General features: G+C 71.5%; 15 protein-coding genes. 7 read left to right on the top strand and 8 right to left on the bottom strand.

All coding sequences use genetic code 11. The annotated features are described in order from the left end of the window. Positions 1 to 443 precede the first annotated feature (443 nt). Positions 444 to 1,589, top strand: coding sequence for an alkaline phosphatase family protein (locus FCG67_RS16650; protein ID WP_211243239.1), 1,146 nt, complete (start codon positions 444 to 446; stop codon positions 1,587 to 1,589). A 135-nt stretch (positions 1,590 to 1,724) separates the two neighbouring features. On the opposite strand, the gene FCG67_RS16655 is transcribed toward FCG67_RS16650, so the two are convergent. After that, complete coding sequence (locus FCG67_RS16655) at positions 1,725 to 2,813, bottom strand: LacI family DNA-binding transcriptional regulator (RefSeq protein ID WP_136910836.1); 1,089 nt, start codon at positions 2,811 to 2,813, stop codon at positions 1,725 to 1,727. A gap of 86 nt (positions 2,814 to 2,899) precedes the next feature. On the opposite strand from FCG67_RS16655, the gene FCG67_RS16660 reads away from it, so the two are divergent. The 5 genes from FCG67_RS16660 (at position 2,900) to FCG67_RS16680 (ending at position 7,190) form a co-directional block, all read left to right on the top strand. Next, on the top strand, positions 2,900 to 3,976 hold the full coding sequence (locus FCG67_RS16660) for a metal ABC transporter solute-binding protein, Zn/Mn family (RefSeq protein ID WP_136910837.1): 1,077 nt from the start codon (positions 2,900 to 2,902) through the stop codon (positions 3,974 to 3,976). 79 nt (positions 3,977 to 4,055) lie between these two features. Continuing rightward, the gene (locus FCG67_RS16665) at positions 4,056 to 4,916 is read left to right on the top strand and encodes a metal ABC transporter ATP-binding protein (protein WP_136910838.1); all 861 of its coding nucleotides are present in this window, start codon (positions 4,056 to 4,058) and stop codon (positions 4,914 to 4,916) included. Continuing rightward, positions 4,913 to 5,791, top strand: coding sequence for a metal ABC transporter permease (locus tag FCG67_RS16670; protein ID WP_136910839.1), 879 nt, complete (start codon positions 4,913 to 4,915; stop codon positions 5,789 to 5,791). Before FCG67_RS16665 ends, FCG67_RS16670 begins: the two co-directional genes overlap by 4 nt. A 29-nt stretch (positions 5,792 to 5,820) precedes the next feature. Further along, entirely contained in the window at positions 5,821 to 6,579 is a 759-nt protein-coding gene (locus FCG67_RS16675) for a LamB/YcsF family protein (RefSeq protein WP_136910840.1), read from the top strand. Further along, positions 6,579 to 7,190: a 5-oxoprolinase subunit B family protein gene (locus tag FCG67_RS16680; RefSeq protein WP_136910841.1), complete on the top strand. Its 612-nt coding sequence runs from the start codon at positions 6,579 to 6,581 to the stop codon at positions 7,188 to 7,190. Before FCG67_RS16675 ends, FCG67_RS16680 begins: the two co-directional genes overlap by 1 nt. A 71-nt stretch (positions 7,191 to 7,261) precedes the next feature. On the opposite strand, the gene FCG67_RS16685 is transcribed toward FCG67_RS16680, so the two are convergent. Both FCG67_RS16685 and FCG67_RS16690 read right to left on the bottom strand, forming a co-directional pair. Continuing rightward, a complete protein-coding gene (locus tag FCG67_RS16685; protein ID WP_136910842.1) occupies positions 7,262 to 8,659 on the bottom strand; it encodes an MFS transporter in 1,398 nt (465 codons plus the stop codon). Positions 8,660 to 8,800: 141 nt separating this feature from the next. Continuing rightward, complete coding sequence (locus tag FCG67_RS16690; protein ID WP_136910843.1) at positions 8,801 to 9,490, bottom strand: ZIP family metal transporter; 690 nt, start codon at positions 9,488 to 9,490, stop codon at positions 8,801 to 8,803. 46 nt (positions 9,491 to 9,536) lie between these two features. Between FCG67_RS16690 and FCG67_RS16695 the strand changes: the two genes are divergently transcribed. Continuing rightward, positions 9,537 to 10,418, top strand: coding sequence for a 5-oxoprolinase subunit C family protein (locus FCG67_RS16695; RefSeq protein WP_211243240.1), 882 nt, complete (start codon positions 9,537 to 9,539; stop codon positions 10,416 to 10,418). On the opposite strand, the gene FCG67_RS16700 is transcribed toward FCG67_RS16695, so the two are convergent. From FCG67_RS16700 to ispD, 5 genes are all read right to left on the bottom strand, one after another. After that, positions 10,406 to 11,596, bottom strand: coding sequence for an amidase (locus FCG67_RS16700; RefSeq protein ID WP_246045116.1), 1,191 nt, complete (start codon positions 11,594 to 11,596; stop codon positions 10,406 to 10,408). The genes FCG67_RS16695 and FCG67_RS16700 overlap by 13 nt on opposite strands. A 77-nt stretch (positions 11,597 to 11,673) precedes the next feature. Then, entirely contained in the window at positions 11,674 to 12,660 is a 987-nt protein-coding gene (rlmB, locus tag FCG67_RS16705) for a 23S rRNA (guanosine(2251)-2'-O)-methyltransferase RlmB (protein WP_136910845.1), read from the bottom strand. Beyond that, on the bottom strand, positions 12,660 to 14,069 hold the full coding sequence (gene cysS, locus FCG67_RS16710) for a cysteine--tRNA ligase (RefSeq protein WP_136910846.1): 1,410 nt from the start codon (positions 14,067 to 14,069) through the stop codon (positions 12,660 to 12,662). Before cysS ends, rlmB begins: the two co-directional genes overlap by 1 nt. A gap of 11 nt (positions 14,070 to 14,080) precedes the next feature. Next, the gene (gene ispF, locus FCG67_RS16715; protein ID WP_136910847.1) at positions 14,081 to 14,557 is read right to left on the bottom strand and encodes a 2-C-methyl-D-erythritol 2,4-cyclodiphosphate synthase; all 477 of its coding nucleotides are present in this window, start codon (positions 14,555 to 14,557) and stop codon (positions 14,081 to 14,083) included. A gap of 14 nt (positions 14,558 to 14,571) precedes the next feature. Further along, positions 14,572 to 15,282: a 2-C-methyl-D-erythritol 4-phosphate cytidylyltransferase gene (gene ispD / locus FCG67_RS16720; RefSeq protein ID WP_136910848.1), complete on the bottom strand. Its 711-nt coding sequence runs from the start codon at positions 15,280 to 15,282 to the stop codon at positions 14,572 to 14,574. Between the last annotated feature and the right edge of the window lies 1 nt (position 15,283).

Below are 15,283 nucleotides of genomic sequence, written 5' to 3' on the forward strand. Positions count from 1 at the left end.
CGACGGAAGAAGGAAAAGAGCCAGCAAATACCCACACCAAATGGTGTGGAGTACCAAAATTTGGCACTGACATTCATCGGCACACTGTTGAGTTCTCAAAGAACACGCACACACCATCACCACCAAGAAACTCGTTCTCGGCCGCTCCGGGGCAACTGTTCCAGCCTATCTCATCGAGCAGACCCGGTCAAAACCGGCCCCGCCACACCAAGAAGGCAGTGAAGCGCAGCCGATCGAAACCGGCTACAAACTTCGGGATTGCCAGGCGCCTGACGTCCAACCTCGTGTCCCGCGCCTCTCGGCCGGGTCGGTGTCCGTGTCGCTCTGACTCGACAAAAGTTACGCGAACAAGAACACAGCGTCAAATCGCCTGGTCAGCGCCATTGGAGAGAATTGGTTTCGCTTGCGCCCCTGCATTCGGAGCGCGCGGATAGCCTGGCGTCATGCTCCTCGCACCCCGTTATGGACAGGCGACGCTGTCCGACCTCATCCCGTCCGTGCTCGCTCATCTCGGCGTGGCCGGCGAGACGGATCGGATCGGCCTCGATCTCTCGGGCGTCTCGCGTGTCTGTGTGCTGTTGATCGACGGACTAGGCGCCGAGCTGTTGGCGTCACACCCCGAGGCGGCGCCCTTTCTCTCCGCCAGACTCGGCCCCATCCTGACCGCGGGCTTCCCCACCACGACCGCGACCAGCCTCGCCTCGCTGGGCACCGGACTGCCCTCCGGACAGCACGGAGTTGTCGGCTACCTCATCCCCGCGGCCGGGCAGGACCGGTTGATGAATCCGTTGAAGTGGCGCCTGCACGGCGAGGGCCCCCGGGTGGACCTGCTCAAGGAATTGGTGCCCGAGGAGTTTCAGCCGACACCGACCGCTTTCGAGCGTGCCGCCGCGGACGGTATCTCCGTGTCCAGGGTGGCCCCGCCCTATCAGGGCGGTTCCGGGCTGACCCGCGCCGCGTTGCGCGGTGGCGAGTTCCGACCCAGCTTCTCCCTCGGCGACCTGGTCGACGCGTCGGCGAGTGCACTCCGACTGGGTACCCGATCCCTGGTCTACGCCTATCACGGTGAATTGGACCTGACCGGGCATGCCAGGGGTCCGGCATCGGCCGCGTGGGCCCTGGAGCTGGCGCAGGTCGACCTGATGGCGCGCCAGCTCGCGGAGCGGCTGCCGAGCGACGGCGCGCTGATCGTCACCGCCGACCACGGCATGGTCGAGGTGCGATCCCCCGTCGACATCGACACGTCTCCCGAATTGACAGAGGGCGTCCGTCTGATCGGCGGCGAGCCCCGGGCCCGCCACGTCTATACGGACGACGGCGCGGCCGACCAGGTCGTCGCGTCCTGGCGGGACCGCCTCGGTGACGAGTTCGCGGTGCTGACCCGCGCGGAGGCAATCGACAACGGCTGGTTCGGTCCGACTGTCTCCCCCGCAGCCACCGAACGGATCGGTGACGTGATCGCGATAGCCCGCGGATCGAGCGCGCTGATCCGGACCGGCGCCGAGCCGCTCCAGTCCATGCTCATCGGTCACCACGGATCACTCACCTCCGCCGAGCTACACGTGCCACTGCTGGTGTTCCGGGGGTAATCGGCCGGCCCGTCGCGGGTTCCGCATCGGGGGTACCCCTAAGCCAGACATCTCCGACATCGGAGTCGGCTACTACCTCGGACCAGGCAGTAGCCGGACTTTGGCCACGCGGAACTCCGCCAGGTACCGAGCCGGTCAGGCGGGCGGCGGCGCCGCGGTGTGACCGCGCACCAGTTCGGTGTCGAGCATCTCGACGGTGGCCACACCGGAATGTGAGGGCGTCAGGAGCAGCGCCCCCGCCCGCCTGCCCTTTTCCTCCGCGGGCTGACGGACCGTCGTCAGGCCCTCGCGCAGCGCCTCGTCGACGCCGTCGAATCCGGTGATCGACAGCTGGCCCGGCACATCGATGCCGCGCCACCTCGCAAAGTCCAGGGCACCGAGCGCCAACACATCTGTGGTGCACAGCAGCGCGGTGATCCGTGGATTGGTCGCGAGCGCCTGCTCGGCCGCCGAGTGACCTGACCGGGAGCTGTGCTCCGCGCGCTCGATCACGGTCAACGATCGCGGGTCCAGCCCGGCGGAGGCAAGGGCGTCGCGCACCCCGGCGATCCGTTCGCGCTGGACGTGGAATTTCGGTGAATCGAGCCGGTCGGAGCCCGCCACACCGTCCCGCTGGTCCCGGCCGAGCCTCATGCAGATCACGCCGATGTCCTTGTGCCCCAACGACAACAGATAGTCGGCGATCTTGCGCATCGCGCCTCGATCGTCGATCCCGACCAGCGAGGCGCCCTCGATCTCGCGCGGCTGGTCGCAGATCACCATCGGCAGGCGGCGCTCGAGAACCGCGGCCAGGTACGGGTCGTCGTCGGCCACGGAGTAGACGACGAAACCGTCCACCCCGGCCTGCTGCACCACGGCTGCGGACTGGACGTCGTCACGCCCCGGCCCGGCCGGGATCAGCAACAGTCCCTCCCCCGCCGCCTCACAGGACTCGGCCAGACCGGCCAGGAAACTCATCGCGGCCGGGTCACGGAAGGAGTAGCTCAACGCCTCGGTGAGCAGCAGGCCGACCGCACCCGCCTTGCGGGTGCGCAGCGAGCGCGCGACCGGGTCCGGGCCGGGGTAACCGCGCCGCTTGGCCGCCTCGAGCACCCGTTCACGGAGTTCGGTCGACAGCTGATCGGGCCGGTTGTAGGCGTTCGAGACCGTCGTCCGGGAGACCTTGAGCTCCGCCGCGAGGGACGCCAGCGTCGCCTGACGGCGCGGATGACGGGACCTGGGCATAACGGGACGGTACGCAATGCCGGGAGTGACCGTCAGCACGCCCCCTCCAATGTACAACGGAAACGATTTCCATTAGTATCTAGGCCATGCCCAAGGGAGATCTGACGCCGCTCACCGCCCCGACCCGGCGCCGCTCGGCGTTCACCATTGCCGGCCTGGCGCTCGTTGGGGCACTGACCCTCGCCGCCTGCTCGTCCGACCCGGACGCAGGCGCAGGCACCCCACTCGCCAACGGGCAGCGCGCCAATATCGTCGCCTCCACCGACGTCTGGGGCTCGGTGGCCGCGGCCGTCGCGGGCGACCGGGCCGACGTCACGTCGATCATCGACGACGCGTTCGCCGACCCGCACTCGTTCGAGGCCAGCCCAAGGGACGCCGCCGCCATCACCGATGCCGACCTGGTCGTCTACAACGGCGGCGGCTACGACGAGTTCATCGACGACGTCCTCGCAGGCACACCGGGCAAGCGGACCGTCGATGCGTTCGCCCTGTACGGCACCGATTCGGACCTTCACGGCGACCACGATCACGTGGCCGAGGCCGCTGCCGCCCCGGCAGGCGCCACGACCGCCCCCGCGGAACCCGCTGCCGCTGAGCACGACTCGCACGACGGCCACGACCACGACCACGGCGGCGTGAACGAGCATGTCTGGTACGACACCCCGACCGTGGACGCCGTCGCCAAGCAGATCGCCGCCGAACTCGGCGCGATCGACCCCACCAACGCCGCCGCGTACACCGCCAACGCAGCGACCTTCCATGAACAACTGCACGCCGTCACGGCCATCACCGATTCGATCGCCGCCGGGCATCCGCAGGCGCCGGTCGCACAGACCGAGCCGATCGCGCACTACCTGCTGGTGGCGACCGACCTCAGGGACGAGACGCCGCAGGACTTCACGAAGGCCATCGAGGACGGCAACGATCCGCCGCCCGCGGCCGTCGCCGCGACGCGGGATCTGCTCGCCGACAAGAAGGTGAAGGTCCTGATCTACAACAGCCAGACGCAGGACAAGGCGACCCAGAACATCCGTGAAGCCGCCGAATCGGCTGGCATCCCGGTCGTCGAAGTCACCGAGACCCTGCCCGACGGGTTCGACTACATTCAGTGGCAGACCCGCACCGCCGAATCGCTCGCTGCGGCCCTGAACGCCGCCCACTGAGAACCGCGCGCCGAAGAAGAATCCACCGGTCACGCGTACCGGCAACGAGCCGCGTGACAACCAGACCCGGAATGGCCCCGTGACCCACCCTGCCCCCGACGCACCGAGCGTCAGCCGAACACCCGCCGTCGAACTGAGAGGCGCCCGGCTGGCCTACGGCGACCGCACGCTGTGGTCCGGACTGGACCTGAGCGTCGAGCAGGGCGAGTTCATCGCGGTCCTCGGCCCCAACGGGTCCGGCAAGACCTCGCTCCTGAAGGTCCTGCTCGGCCAGCTCCCCCTGTCCGAGGGCACCGCCACGATCGCGGGAACGCCTGCCCGGACCGGGAACTCACACGTCGGATACGTGCCGCAGCAGAAGACGATGGACGAGGGCCTGCCGCTGCGCGGGCGCGACCTGGTCGGGCTCGGCGTCGACGGCCACCGCTGGGGCACCGGGTTCCGCTCCCGCCGTTCCCGCCGGATCATCGTCGATGCCGCCATCGACCAGGTGGGCGCCCGGGCCTTCGCCGATGCGCCGGTCGGCTCGCTGTCCGGCGGCGAGCAGCAGCGACTGCGGGTCGCGCAGGCCCTGGTCGGCGATCCCAAGGTGCTGCTCTGCGACGAGCCGCTGCTCAGCCTGGACCTGGCCAACCAGCATCGGGTCTCCGACCTGATCAATCAGCGCCGGCTCGGTCACGACACGGCCGTGCTGTTCGTCACCCACGAGATCAACCCGATCCTGCCGCTGGTCGACCGGGTGCTGTACCTGGTCGACGGGCGGTTCCGGATCGGGACGGCCGCCGAGGTGATGACCTCGGAGGTGCTCTCCGAGCTGTACCAGACGGACGTCGAGGTGCTGCATGTGCGCGGACGGCTCGTCGTCGTCGGCACCGGCGACGCCATCGACGCGCTCGGTTCCACGGGCGCCGACGGAATCCACCACGAGGCGCACGAATGAACGAGAAGCTCGCAGACACGTTTTCGAAGATGTTCGACTGGCAGGCCACCATCGACCTGCTGCAGTACGACTTCGTCCAGCAGGCCCTGCTCGCCGCGGCCATCCTGGGCCTGCTCGCGGGTGCGATCGGACCGCTGATCATCAGCAGGCAGATGTCGTTCGCGGTGCACGGCACCAGCGAGCTGTCACTGACCGGTGCCTCCGCCGCGCTGCTGGCCGGGATCAGTGTCGGACTCGGCGCCATCGTCGGCTCGGTGTTCGCCGCCGTGTTGTTCGCGCTGCTCGGATCCAAAGTGCGCGAACGGGACTCGGTGATCGGCGTGGTCCTCTCGTTCGGCCTCGGCCTGTCGGTGCTGTTCATGTGGCTGTATCCGGGACGCACCGGCACCAGCTTCTCGCTGCTGGTCGGCCAGATCGTCGGGGTGGGCAACAGCGGCCTGCAGCTGCTGCTGGTGTGCGCGGTACTGGTGCTGGCGGTGCTGGTCGTGGTGTACCGGCCGCTCCTGTTCGCGAGCACCGATCCGGACGTCGCGCGGGCCCGCGGCGTTCCGGTCCGGGCGCTGTCCATCGTGTTCGCGGTGCTGGTCGGCGTCGCCGCGGCGCTCGGCGTGCAGATCGTCGGCGCGCTGCTGGTGCTCTCACTGCTGATCACCCCCGCGGCCGCCGCGGCCAGGATCACCTCGAGCCCGCTCAAGACGACGCTGTTCTCGATCCTGTTCGCCGAGATCGCCGCGGTCGGCGGCATCCTGCTGTCGCTGGCCCCAGGCGTGCCGGTGTCCAGTTTCGTCACCACCATCTCGTTCGTGATCTACCTGGCCTGCCGGGCGATCGGGTCGCGTAGCGGCAGCACCGGACGGGTCGCGGTCCCGGCCTGAGTCCACGCCGCGAACTAGGATCGAAGGCCGTGGCATCCATCGACCTCAACAGCGACCTCGGCGAGAGCTTCGGCGCCTGGCGGCTCGGCGACGACGAGGCCATGCTTGCCCTGGTGACCAGCGCGAATGTCGCGTGCGGGTTCCACGCGGGTGATCCGACCACACTGCTGAACACCTGCCGGTCCGCGGCGCAGCGGACCGTGCGGATCGGCGCGCAGGTCGGCTATCGGGACCTGGCCGGTTTCGGGCGGCGGTTCATCGACATCGCCCCCGCGGACCTGACCGCGGACGTGATCTATCAGATCGGCGGCCTCGACGCCCTCGCGCAGACCGTCGGCTCAGCCGTCGCCTACGTCAAACCCCATGGCGCCCTGTACAACGCGATCGTGCACCACCGCGAGCAGGCCCGCGCCGTCGTCGCGGCCGTGGTCGCGTACGACCCCACGCTCCCGGTGCTCGGCCTGCCGGGTTCGGTCTTCCTGGCGGAGGCGGAGTCCGCCGGCCTGCGCACTGTGGCAGAGGCATTCGCCGACCGCGGATACACCCCGACCGGCGAGCTGGTGCCCCGCGGACTGCCAGGCGCGATGCTCTCGGACCCGGAGTCCGTCGCCGCGCGGGTGCTGCGGATGGTCGAGCACGCGGAGATCGAGGCCGTCGACGGCACGGTTCTGGCCTCGCCTGCCGAATCCGTCTGCGTGCACGGGGATTCGCCGTCGGCGGTCGCGATGGCCGCCGCCATCCGCGCGCGACTCGACGACGCGGGCGTGCGCGTGGAGCCGTTCGTCTGATGCGCCTGCTGGACGCGGGCGACGGCGGGGTGCTCGCCGAGTTCGACGACCTGGACACCGTGCTCGCGCACTACCGGGCGCTGGACTCGAACCGCCCGGCGGGCGTCGTCGACCTGGTCCCGGCCGCCCGGACGATCCTGGTGCGGTTCGACCCCGGTCGCACCGATCGAGCCCGCATCGCGCGCTGGCTGCGCGAGACCGGTCCGGAGTCCGGAACCTACGCGGAGACCGGTGCGCTGGTACGGATTCCCGTTCACTACGACGGCCCGGACCTGGCCGCGGTCGGTGAACTGACGGGCCTCGGTCCGGACGGCGTCGTCGCGGCGCACACGGGCGGTGATTGGACCGTCGCCTTCGCCGGGTTCGCCCCCGGGTTCGGGTACCTCGTCGGGGGCGATTCCCGGCTGCGGGTACCCCGCCGGGACGACCCCCGCACCGAGGTGCCCGCGGGCGCGGTCGGGCTGGCGGGCGAGTTCTCCGGCGTCTACCCGCGGAAGTCGCCGGGCGGCTGGCAGCTGATCGGCCACACCACCGAGCGGATGTGGGACGCCGACCGCGAGCCGCCCGCGCTGCTCCGACCAGGGGACACGGTCCGGTTCGTCGCGGTCTGAGCGGTCGCCGAGTGTGCACCTGCTGACGCGCCTACTCGGCCGATGCGCCGGCAGGTGCACACTCGGCGGGGTCAGGGGCGCGGCCGCGTACTGCGCCAGGCGGTCAATACACCGGCGGCGGCGAACGCCGCGAAAAACCCGAACAACAGTCTGGCCGAATCCGCCATCGTCCCGCCGAGATTGACCAGGACGCCCGCCGACGCCGACCCCACCGCGTTGGAGACCAACTGCACGGTGTTGATCGCGGCGGCTGCCTTCCCGCCCTCGACCTCGTCGGCCTCGGCGCCCATCGCGAAGGTCGACAGGTGCGGCCACGCCATGCCGATGCCCGCGCCGCCGAGCACCAGCGCCGCAACCCAGACGCCGATCACCCAGGCCGTCGCACCCTCCCGCTGCGTCGCCGCCGCGACGAGGAACCCGATCGTCACCAGGGCGGGGCCCGCGACGACCAGTGCGCGCACCGTCGACCTGCGGGAAGCGCCCGCGCTGGAGATCTCGCCCAGGGTCCAGCCGACGGCCAGCGCGGCCCCGAGGAATCCCGCCGCCAAGGGCTCGAGGCCGCCCAGCCGCTGACCGAACAGCGGCACAAAGGTCTCGGCGGTCGACGCGACCGCCAACAGCCCAAACGTCGCGTAAGTCCACTTCAGGGTGTTGCCGGGGGTGAACGTCACCGCGGGGAGCACCCTGGTGCCCGCGCGGCGCTCGTGCGCGACGAAGGCGACCAGCAGCGCGACGCCCGCGACCACGCCCAGCGCGGTGAGCGCAACGTTCGTCGCGATGCCCGCCACGCTCACCAGCAGCGCCGCCGCGGACAGCAGCAGCATCGACACGGCGGGGACGCCGACCCGGGGCCCCTCGATCCGCTCCCCCGTGATGTACCGGGGGACGATCGCCGCGATGCCCGCCGCCAGCACCGCGAGCACGACGAACGCCAGCCGCCAGGCCCCGAACTGGGCGAACACCCCACCCAGCGCGGGACCAACGAACGTCCCGACGCCCCACATCCCGGAGACCAGCGCCGAGGCGCGGGCCCACAGATGCTGCGGCAGCGTGGACCGGATCAGCGCGTAGCCCAGCCCGCTGAGCAGCCCGCCGCCGAAGCCCTGCAGGCCACGGCCCGCCAGCAACACGAACATGTCGGGCGCGGCGGCGCACACCACCGTGCCCGCCGCGAACAACCCGATGGCGGCGAGGTACGCGCCCCGCGGCCCCGCGACCGCGAGCAGCCGGCTCACCAGCACCGCCGAGATCACCGAGGCGACAAGGAAAATCGTGGTGGCCCACGCGTAGAACCGCGCTCCCCCGATCTCGTCGACGGCGGACGGGAGCAGGCTGGTGGTCAGGTAGATGTTGATCGCGTACAGCGCGACGCCGCCTGCCAGCACCACCATCGGCCCGAGGTAGTCCGGGCCGAGCAGCTGCCGCCAGCCGCGGTCGAGCCGAGTGGTCGTGGTGTCGGTCGGCGCCATGACTACCAGGCTAAGACCTCAAGCGCAGTCGAGGTCAAGGCGCAGAGTGGCCCCGCCGAGTGTGCAGTTGCCGGGGCATCGCCCGAGTAGCGGCGCCAGCAGGTGCACACTCGGCGGACGGGGAGTGCGGGCAGTCGGGTGCTAGCCGCCGAGCGCGAACGCGACGAGGAAACCGAGCGCGGTGGACAGCCCGACCCACCAACCGCCCTCCCGATACGCCTCCGGCATCAGCGAATCCGCGAGCACCGCGATCGTCGCGCCGCCCGCGAACGCCTGGATCACCGAGATCTGCCGATCCGGGATGGCGTCGGCGGCCGCGTTCGCGGCGATCACCACCAGCACCAGCACGACCGCGGTCACCGTCCACAGCAGAATTGCGCGGCGGCGGTTGAAGTTCGGCTGCTTGCGCATCGACGCCGCGCCCGCGACCGCCTCGGGCACATTGCCGACCGCGACAGCGACCAGCAGCACGAGGCCGCCACCCGCGCTCAGCGAGACACCGAGCGCGGTGTTCTCCGGGATACCGTCGAGCAGCGTGCCGAGCATCAGCGCCCAGCCGAGCGCCGCGGGGCCGAGCTTGTTCTCGATGAGGTGATCGGACACCACGTAGACGAGTGCGCCCGCCATCAAGGCGGTTCCGGCGACCAGCACGCCCTCGGCCTCGAAGGCCGGCTGGAACAGCTCCGTCGACACCGCCGCGACCATGGTGCCCGCGCCGAACGCCATCAGGGCCGCCAGCAGTGGGCGGGGCAGGTCGTAGCGAAGCCCGACGACCGCCCCGATGAGCAGGGGGACCGCGGTTCCCAGCCCGTACAGCGCGGCAGTGACCATCGGGCGATCGTACTGTCGCGGCCCGCGGATGCGCGACAATCGTTGGGTGGCTTGGCTCGAGGTGTTGCGCACCGGGGCACTGACCACGGTCCAGGACCGTGGCAGGCCCGGATTCGGCGCGCTCGGCGTCGGCGCGTCGGGGGCCGCCGATCGCGGATCCCACGACAGCGCAAACCGGTTGGTGGGCAACGACCCCGGCGCCGCGACCCTGGAGGTGACGCTCGGCGGGCTCGCGGTCAGGGCACACGGCGACCTGACCGTCGCGGTCACCGGGGCCCGGGTCCCGTTGTCGGTCAACCACACCCCGAGCGCGGACTACAGCGTTGTGCACCTGTCCGACGGCGACGTGCTGGCCCTCGGCAACGCCACCGACGGCCTGCGCTGCTACCTCGCCGTGCGCGGTGGGGTGGATGCCCCGCCGACGCTCGGCAGCCGCGCGACCGACACGCTCGCCGGGCTCGGCCCGGAGCCCGTGCGGGCCGGTGACCGGCTTGCCGTCGGCGAGCTGAGCTCGGACTGGCCCGCCGACGAGATCATCCCGCCGCCCCCGGCGAAACCCTCCCCCGCTCGGCTGCGGGTTCGGCTCGGGCCGCGGTCGGAACTGTTCGAGACCGCCGCCGTCGACACCCTGTTCGGCCAGCCGTGGACGGTGTCGACGGACAGCAACCGGGTGGGCGCGCGGCTGAGGGGCGACGAGCCGCTGCGGCGCCGGGACACCTCCGAGCTGGCGAGCGAGGGCATGGTGCCGGGTTCGCTGCAGGTGCCGAGCGGCGGGCAGCCGGTGCTTTTCCTGGCGGACCATCCGGTGACCGGCGGCTATCCGGTGATCGCGGTGGTCGTCGACGCCGACCTGGGCGTGGCCGCGCAGCTGGTGCCGGGCGCACAGGTGCGATTCGAGCGCGCGAGCAGCTCGTCTCAGCGGGGCTGAAGGGCGCGCGACAGGTCGCGGGCCAGCCGCAGCAGGTCCAGGTCACGTCCGCGCGGCCCGAGGATGCCCAGCCCGACGGGAACGCCGTCGGCTGTCGGCAGCGGCACGCTCACCGCGCATCGGCCGCTCAGGCCCGCGATGCAGGTCAGCTCCAGGGTGGTGGCGCGGGTCCCCTCGATCACCGGGCCGCCGAGCGTCGCGTCCGCCCGGGTCGGCGCCGCCGATGACGCGGACGGCAGCACCAGAAGGTCGTCGCCGAGCCATCGGTCGATGTCGTCGCGGATCTGTCGCATCCGGTCGACGGCGCGGTCCCGCTGCGCGTCGGTGTAGCCGGCCGCCGTCTCGAACCGCGAACCGACGTCCGGGCCGAGGCTGTCGCGATGCCGGGAGATCCACGCGCCGTGCGCCCGCCACGCCTCCCAGCCCTGCACCGTGCGGAACACCTCGGCCCAGCCGGGCAGCACCCTCGCGTCGAAGGCGCTCCGCTCGATCCGCGGGAGGTCGCCCGCGCCCCGCCACAGTGCCACCGCGCCCTCGATCGCGTCGCGCACCTGCGGCGAGGCCAGCCCGATGAGCTCATCGGACACGACCGCTCGAGCGAACCGGCGCTCGGGGGCCGCGGGCAGCAGCACCTGCCCAACCGCGAGGAGCGTGTGCGGGTCGCGCGTCAGCCACCCGACGGTGTCGAAGGTCGGCGCCAACGGGAGCACGCCGTCGGCGCGGACGACGCCGTGCGTGGGCCGGATCCCGCACAGCCCCTGATAGGAGGCGGGGACGCGGATCGAGCCGCCGGTGTCGGTGCCGAGCCCGATGGCGGCCTCGCCGAGCGCGACCGCCGCGGCGGGTCCCGCGCTGGAGCCGCCGGGAATCCGGTCCGGCGCGCTCGGATTCGGCGGGGTCCCGTAGTGGGCGTTGGTGCCCGCCAGGCTGTAGGCGAACTCGTCGCTGCGCGCGATCCCGGCGATCGCCGCGCCCGCCTCGAGCAGCGCGGCGACGGCGGGCGCCGTCGACCTTGCCGGTCTGGCTTCGGCGAGCCACCGCTCGTTGCCCGCCCCGGCCGGGTACCCGGCGACGTCGAACAGCTCCTTGACCGCGACGGTCATCCCGTCGAGCGGTCCCCGCCCGGTCGGCAGGGCCAGGGGCGTGCCGAATTCCCGCCACACCGTCGGGTCGACCACGGAAACCTCCTGGTCAGGCACTGTGAGTGAATTGCGGCCCCATAGGAGTGCAATTCACTCACGGGCGGCGGAGCCGCCTATCGCCTGCGCTGCCGGGCGATGTCGGCGAGCACGACGCCCGCGGCGACCGAGGCGTTGAGCGACTCGACCGGACCCGCCATCGGGATGCTGAGGATGGAGTCGCAGGACTCGCGGACCAAACGGGACAGGCCCTTGCCCTCCGAGCCGACGACCACGACAACCGGTCCGGTGCCGTCGTACTCGTCGAGGGTGGTGTCGCCCCCGGCATCGAGGCCGACGATCTGCACGCCCTTGGCCGCCCAGTCCTTCAGCGTCCGGGTCAGGTTGGTGGCCTGCGCGATCGGCAGCCGGGCCGCCGCGCCCGCGCTGGTGCGCCACGCGACCGCGGTGACGCTGGCGCTGCGGCGCTGCGGGATGACCACGCCGTGGCCGCCGAACGCCGCCACCGAACGCACCACGGCGCCCAGGTTGCGCGGGTCGGTGATGTTGTCGAGCGCCACCAGCAGCGCGGGCTCCTGGTGCTTGCGAGCCTCGGCGATCAGGTCGTCCGGGTGCGCGTACCGGTACGGGGGCACCTGCAGGGCGACGCCCTGGTGCAACCCGTTGGCGCTCATCCGGTCCAGGTCCGTGCGCGGGACCTCGAGGATCGAGATGCCCGCCTCGGCCGCCAGCTGCACGCTCTCGGTGAGCCGCTCGTCGCTCTCGGTGCCGACCGCGACGTACAGCGCGGTCGCGGGCACGCCCGCCCGCAGGCACTCCACGACCGGGTTACGGCCCAACACGTTCTCGGGTCCGGCATCGCCCTTGCGCGGCGAGCCGCCGCGGCCGCGCGGCGCGCTGCCACCGGTGCGGCCACTGGCGTCGGCGGCGCGGGCCGCCGCCCTGGCGCGCTTGGCGGCGGGGTGCTTGGTGCGCTCGACCGCGGGCGGGGTGGCCCCGCGCCCCTCGAGGCTGCGCCTGCCCTTGCCTCCGGAGCCCGCGACCTGGCCCTTCTTGGTGCCGCTCTTGCGGATCGCGCCGCGCCTGCTCGAATTGCCAGCCATTACAGTCCCGCTTCGTTGTGGTTCGTCTTGAGGGACCACTCGGGCCCGCTCGGTGTGTCGGTGACCTCGACGCCCGCCGCGGCGAGCCGGTCCCGGATCTCATCGGCGGCGGCCCAGTCCTTGTCCGCCTTTGCCTTCTGGCGCGCATCGAGATTCGCGCGCACCAGAACATCGAGCGCCGCGTGGGCCGCCGAGCCGTCGTCGGCATCGGCCGCCCAGTGCGGGTCGAGCGGGTCCACCCCGAGGATGCCCATCATGGCCCGCACCTGACCGGCGATCTCCAACGCCGCGGTCAGGTCGCCGGCGTCGAGCGCCTTGTTCCCCTCGGTCTTGCTGCCGTGGATCTCGGCCAGCGCCTTCGGCACCGCAAGGTCGTCGTCGAGCGCGGCCGCGAACCCCTCGGTCCACTTGCCGACCGGGATCTCACCCGCCCGCTCGCGGGTCTTGAGGATGAAGGCCTCCAGGCCGCGGTAGGACTCGGCGGCCACCTCGAGCGCGTGATCGGAGTACTCGAGCATGGAGCGGTAGTGCGCTCCGCCCAGGTAGTACCGGAGCTCTTGCGGCCGAACCTTCTTCAGCACGTTCGGCACCGACAGCACGTTGCCGAGCGACTTCGACATCTTCTCGCCGCCCATGGTGACCCAGCCGTTGTGCAGCCAGTACCGGGCGAACCCGTCGCCCGCGGCCCGGCTCTGCGCCATCTCGTTCTCGTGGTGCGGGAACACCAGGTCCAGCCCGCCGCAGTGGATGTCGAACTCCGCACCCAGGTAGGCCTCCGCCATCGCCGAGCACTCCAGGTGCCAGCCCGGACGTCCCCGTCCCCACGGCGTCGGCCAGGACGGCTCCCCCGGCTTCTCTGCCTTCCACAGCGTGAAGTCCCGCGGGTCCCGCTTGCCCTCGGCCGCGCTCTCGCCCTGGTGCACGTCGTCGAGCTTGTGCCCGGACAGCGCGCCGTACGGCGCGTAGCTGCGCACGTCGAAGTACACGTCGCCGGCGGCGGCGTAGGCGTGGCCGGCGTCGATCAGGCGCTGCATCATGTCGACCATCTGGGTGACGTGGCCGGTCGCGCGGGGCTCAGCCGAGGGCGGCAGCACGCCGAGCCGGTCGTAGGCCCAGTCGAAGGCGCGCTCGTAGGTCGCCGCCCACTCCCACCACGGCCGCCCGGCGTCGGCGGCCTTGTTCAGGATCTTGTCGTCGATGTCGGTGACGTTCCGGATGAACGCGACGTCGTAGTCATGCGCGAGCAGCCAGCGCCGCAGCACGTCGAACGCGACGCCGCTGCGCACATGGCCGATGTGCGGCTCGCCCTGGACGGTCGCACCACAGAGATAGATCGACGCGTGTCCGGGGGCCAGCGGAACGAAGTCACGCAGGGCCCGCGTCTCGGTGTCGAATAGGCGCAGGGTCACGACGTGCGATCTTACCGGCCCGAACCGGTGTCAAGTACCAGCGCGGTCGCGACGGCCGCGATGCCCTCGCCCCGGCCGGTGAGCCCGAGACCGTCGGTGGTCGTCGCGGAGACGGAGACGGGAGCCCCGAGCACCTCGGAGAGCACGTCCTGCGCCTCCACCCGGCGGGGACCGATCTTGGGACGATTCCCGATGACCTGGACCGCCGCGTTACCGATCCGCAGGCCGTCGGCCTCGATCAGCCTGCGCACCTCGGTCAGCAGCACCGCACCGCTGGCCCCGTCCCATTCCGGCCTGCCGGTGCCGAACACCGAGCCGAGGTCGCCCAGTCCCGCCGCCGACAACAGCGCGTCGCACAGCGCGTGCGCGGCGACGTCGCCGTCGGAGTGGCCGGCGCAGCCGTCCTCGTCCGCGAACAACAGCCCGGCGATCCAGCACGGCCTGCCGACCTCGATCGGATGGACGTCGGTGCCGATTCCCACTCGCACGGTTGCCCGGCTCCCTACTGCTCGATCGGTTCGTCGTTCGCCAGCGCCCTGGCCAGCGCCAGGTCCAGCGGGGTGGTGATCTTGAAGGCCAGCGGATCCCCGACGATGGTCCTGACCCGCCCGCCGATCCGTTCGACCAGGCCCGCGTCGTCGGTGGCAAGCGAGTCGGCGGCCGCGTAGGCGCGGCGCAGCAGATCCGCGGTGAATCCCTGCGGCGTCTGCACGGCTCGCAGCTCCGAGCGTTCCGGGGTACCGGTCACCGCGCCGAGCAGGTCAACCGTCTTGATGGTGTCGGAGACCGGCAGTGCGGGCACCACCGCATCGCGGCCGGCACGCAGCTCCGCCACGACGCGGGCGATCAGGGGCGGCGGGGTCAGTGCCCGGGCCGCGTCGTGCACGAGCAGCAGGTCCGCGTCCTCCGCGGCGGCGAGCCCCGCGCGCACCGAGTCGGTCCGCTCGGCGCCACCTGCGACGATGTCGACGCCGTCGGGCAGTTCCGCGCGCACCGAGTCGATCCGGTCCGCGGGCACGATCACCACGACACGGTCGACGACACCGGACTCGATCAGTCCATCGACGGCGAGCCGGAGCATGGAGACACCGCGCAGCGTGACGAACGCCTTCGGGATGCCCTCCCCGAGGCGCTCCCCGCGCCCGGCAGCGGGCACCAAAGCAATGACCCGGCCTCCGCTGCTCACTTCGGCCGGGTCAGTCACGTTGTTCATG

This window comes from Rhodococcus oryzae (genome assembly GCF_005049235.1).
GTDB lineage: Bacteria > Actinomycetota > Actinomycetes > Mycobacteriales > Mycobacteriaceae > Rhodococcus_G > Rhodococcus_G oryzae.

Coding starts and splice junctions, on each gene's coding strand:
- FCG67_RS16650 (WP_211243239.1), top strand. CDS start 444: ATGCTCCTCGCACCCCGTTATGGACAGGCGACGCTGTCCGACCTCATC.
- FCG67_RS16655 (WP_136910836.1), bottom strand. CDS start 2,813: ATGCCCAGGTCCCGTCATCCGCGCCGTCAGGCGACGCTGGCGTCCCTC.
- FCG67_RS16660 (WP_136910837.1), top strand. CDS start 2,900: ATGCCCAAGGGAGATCTGACGCCGCTCACCGCCCCGACCCGGCGCCGC.
- FCG67_RS16670 (WP_136910839.1), top strand. CDS start 4,913: ATGAACGAGAAGCTCGCAGACACGTTTTCGAAGATGTTCGACTGGCAG.
- FCG67_RS16680 (WP_136910841.1), top strand. CDS start 6,579: ATGCGCCTGCTGGACGCGGGCGACGGCGGGGTGCTCGCCGAGTTCGAC.
- FCG67_RS16685 (WP_136910842.1), bottom strand. CDS start 8,659: ATGGCGCCGACCGACACCACGACCACTCGGCTCGACCGCGGCTGGCGG.
- FCG67_RS16690 (WP_136910843.1), bottom strand. CDS start 9,490: ATGGTCACTGCCGCGCTGTACGGGCTGGGAACCGCGGTCCCCCTGCTC.
- rlmB (WP_136910845.1), bottom strand. CDS start 12,660: ATGGCTGGCAATTCGAGCAGGCGCGGCGCGATCCGCAAGAGCGGCACC.
- ispD (WP_136910848.1), bottom strand. CDS start 15,282: ATGAACAACGTGACTGACCCGGCCGAAGTGAGCAGCGGAGGCCGGGTC.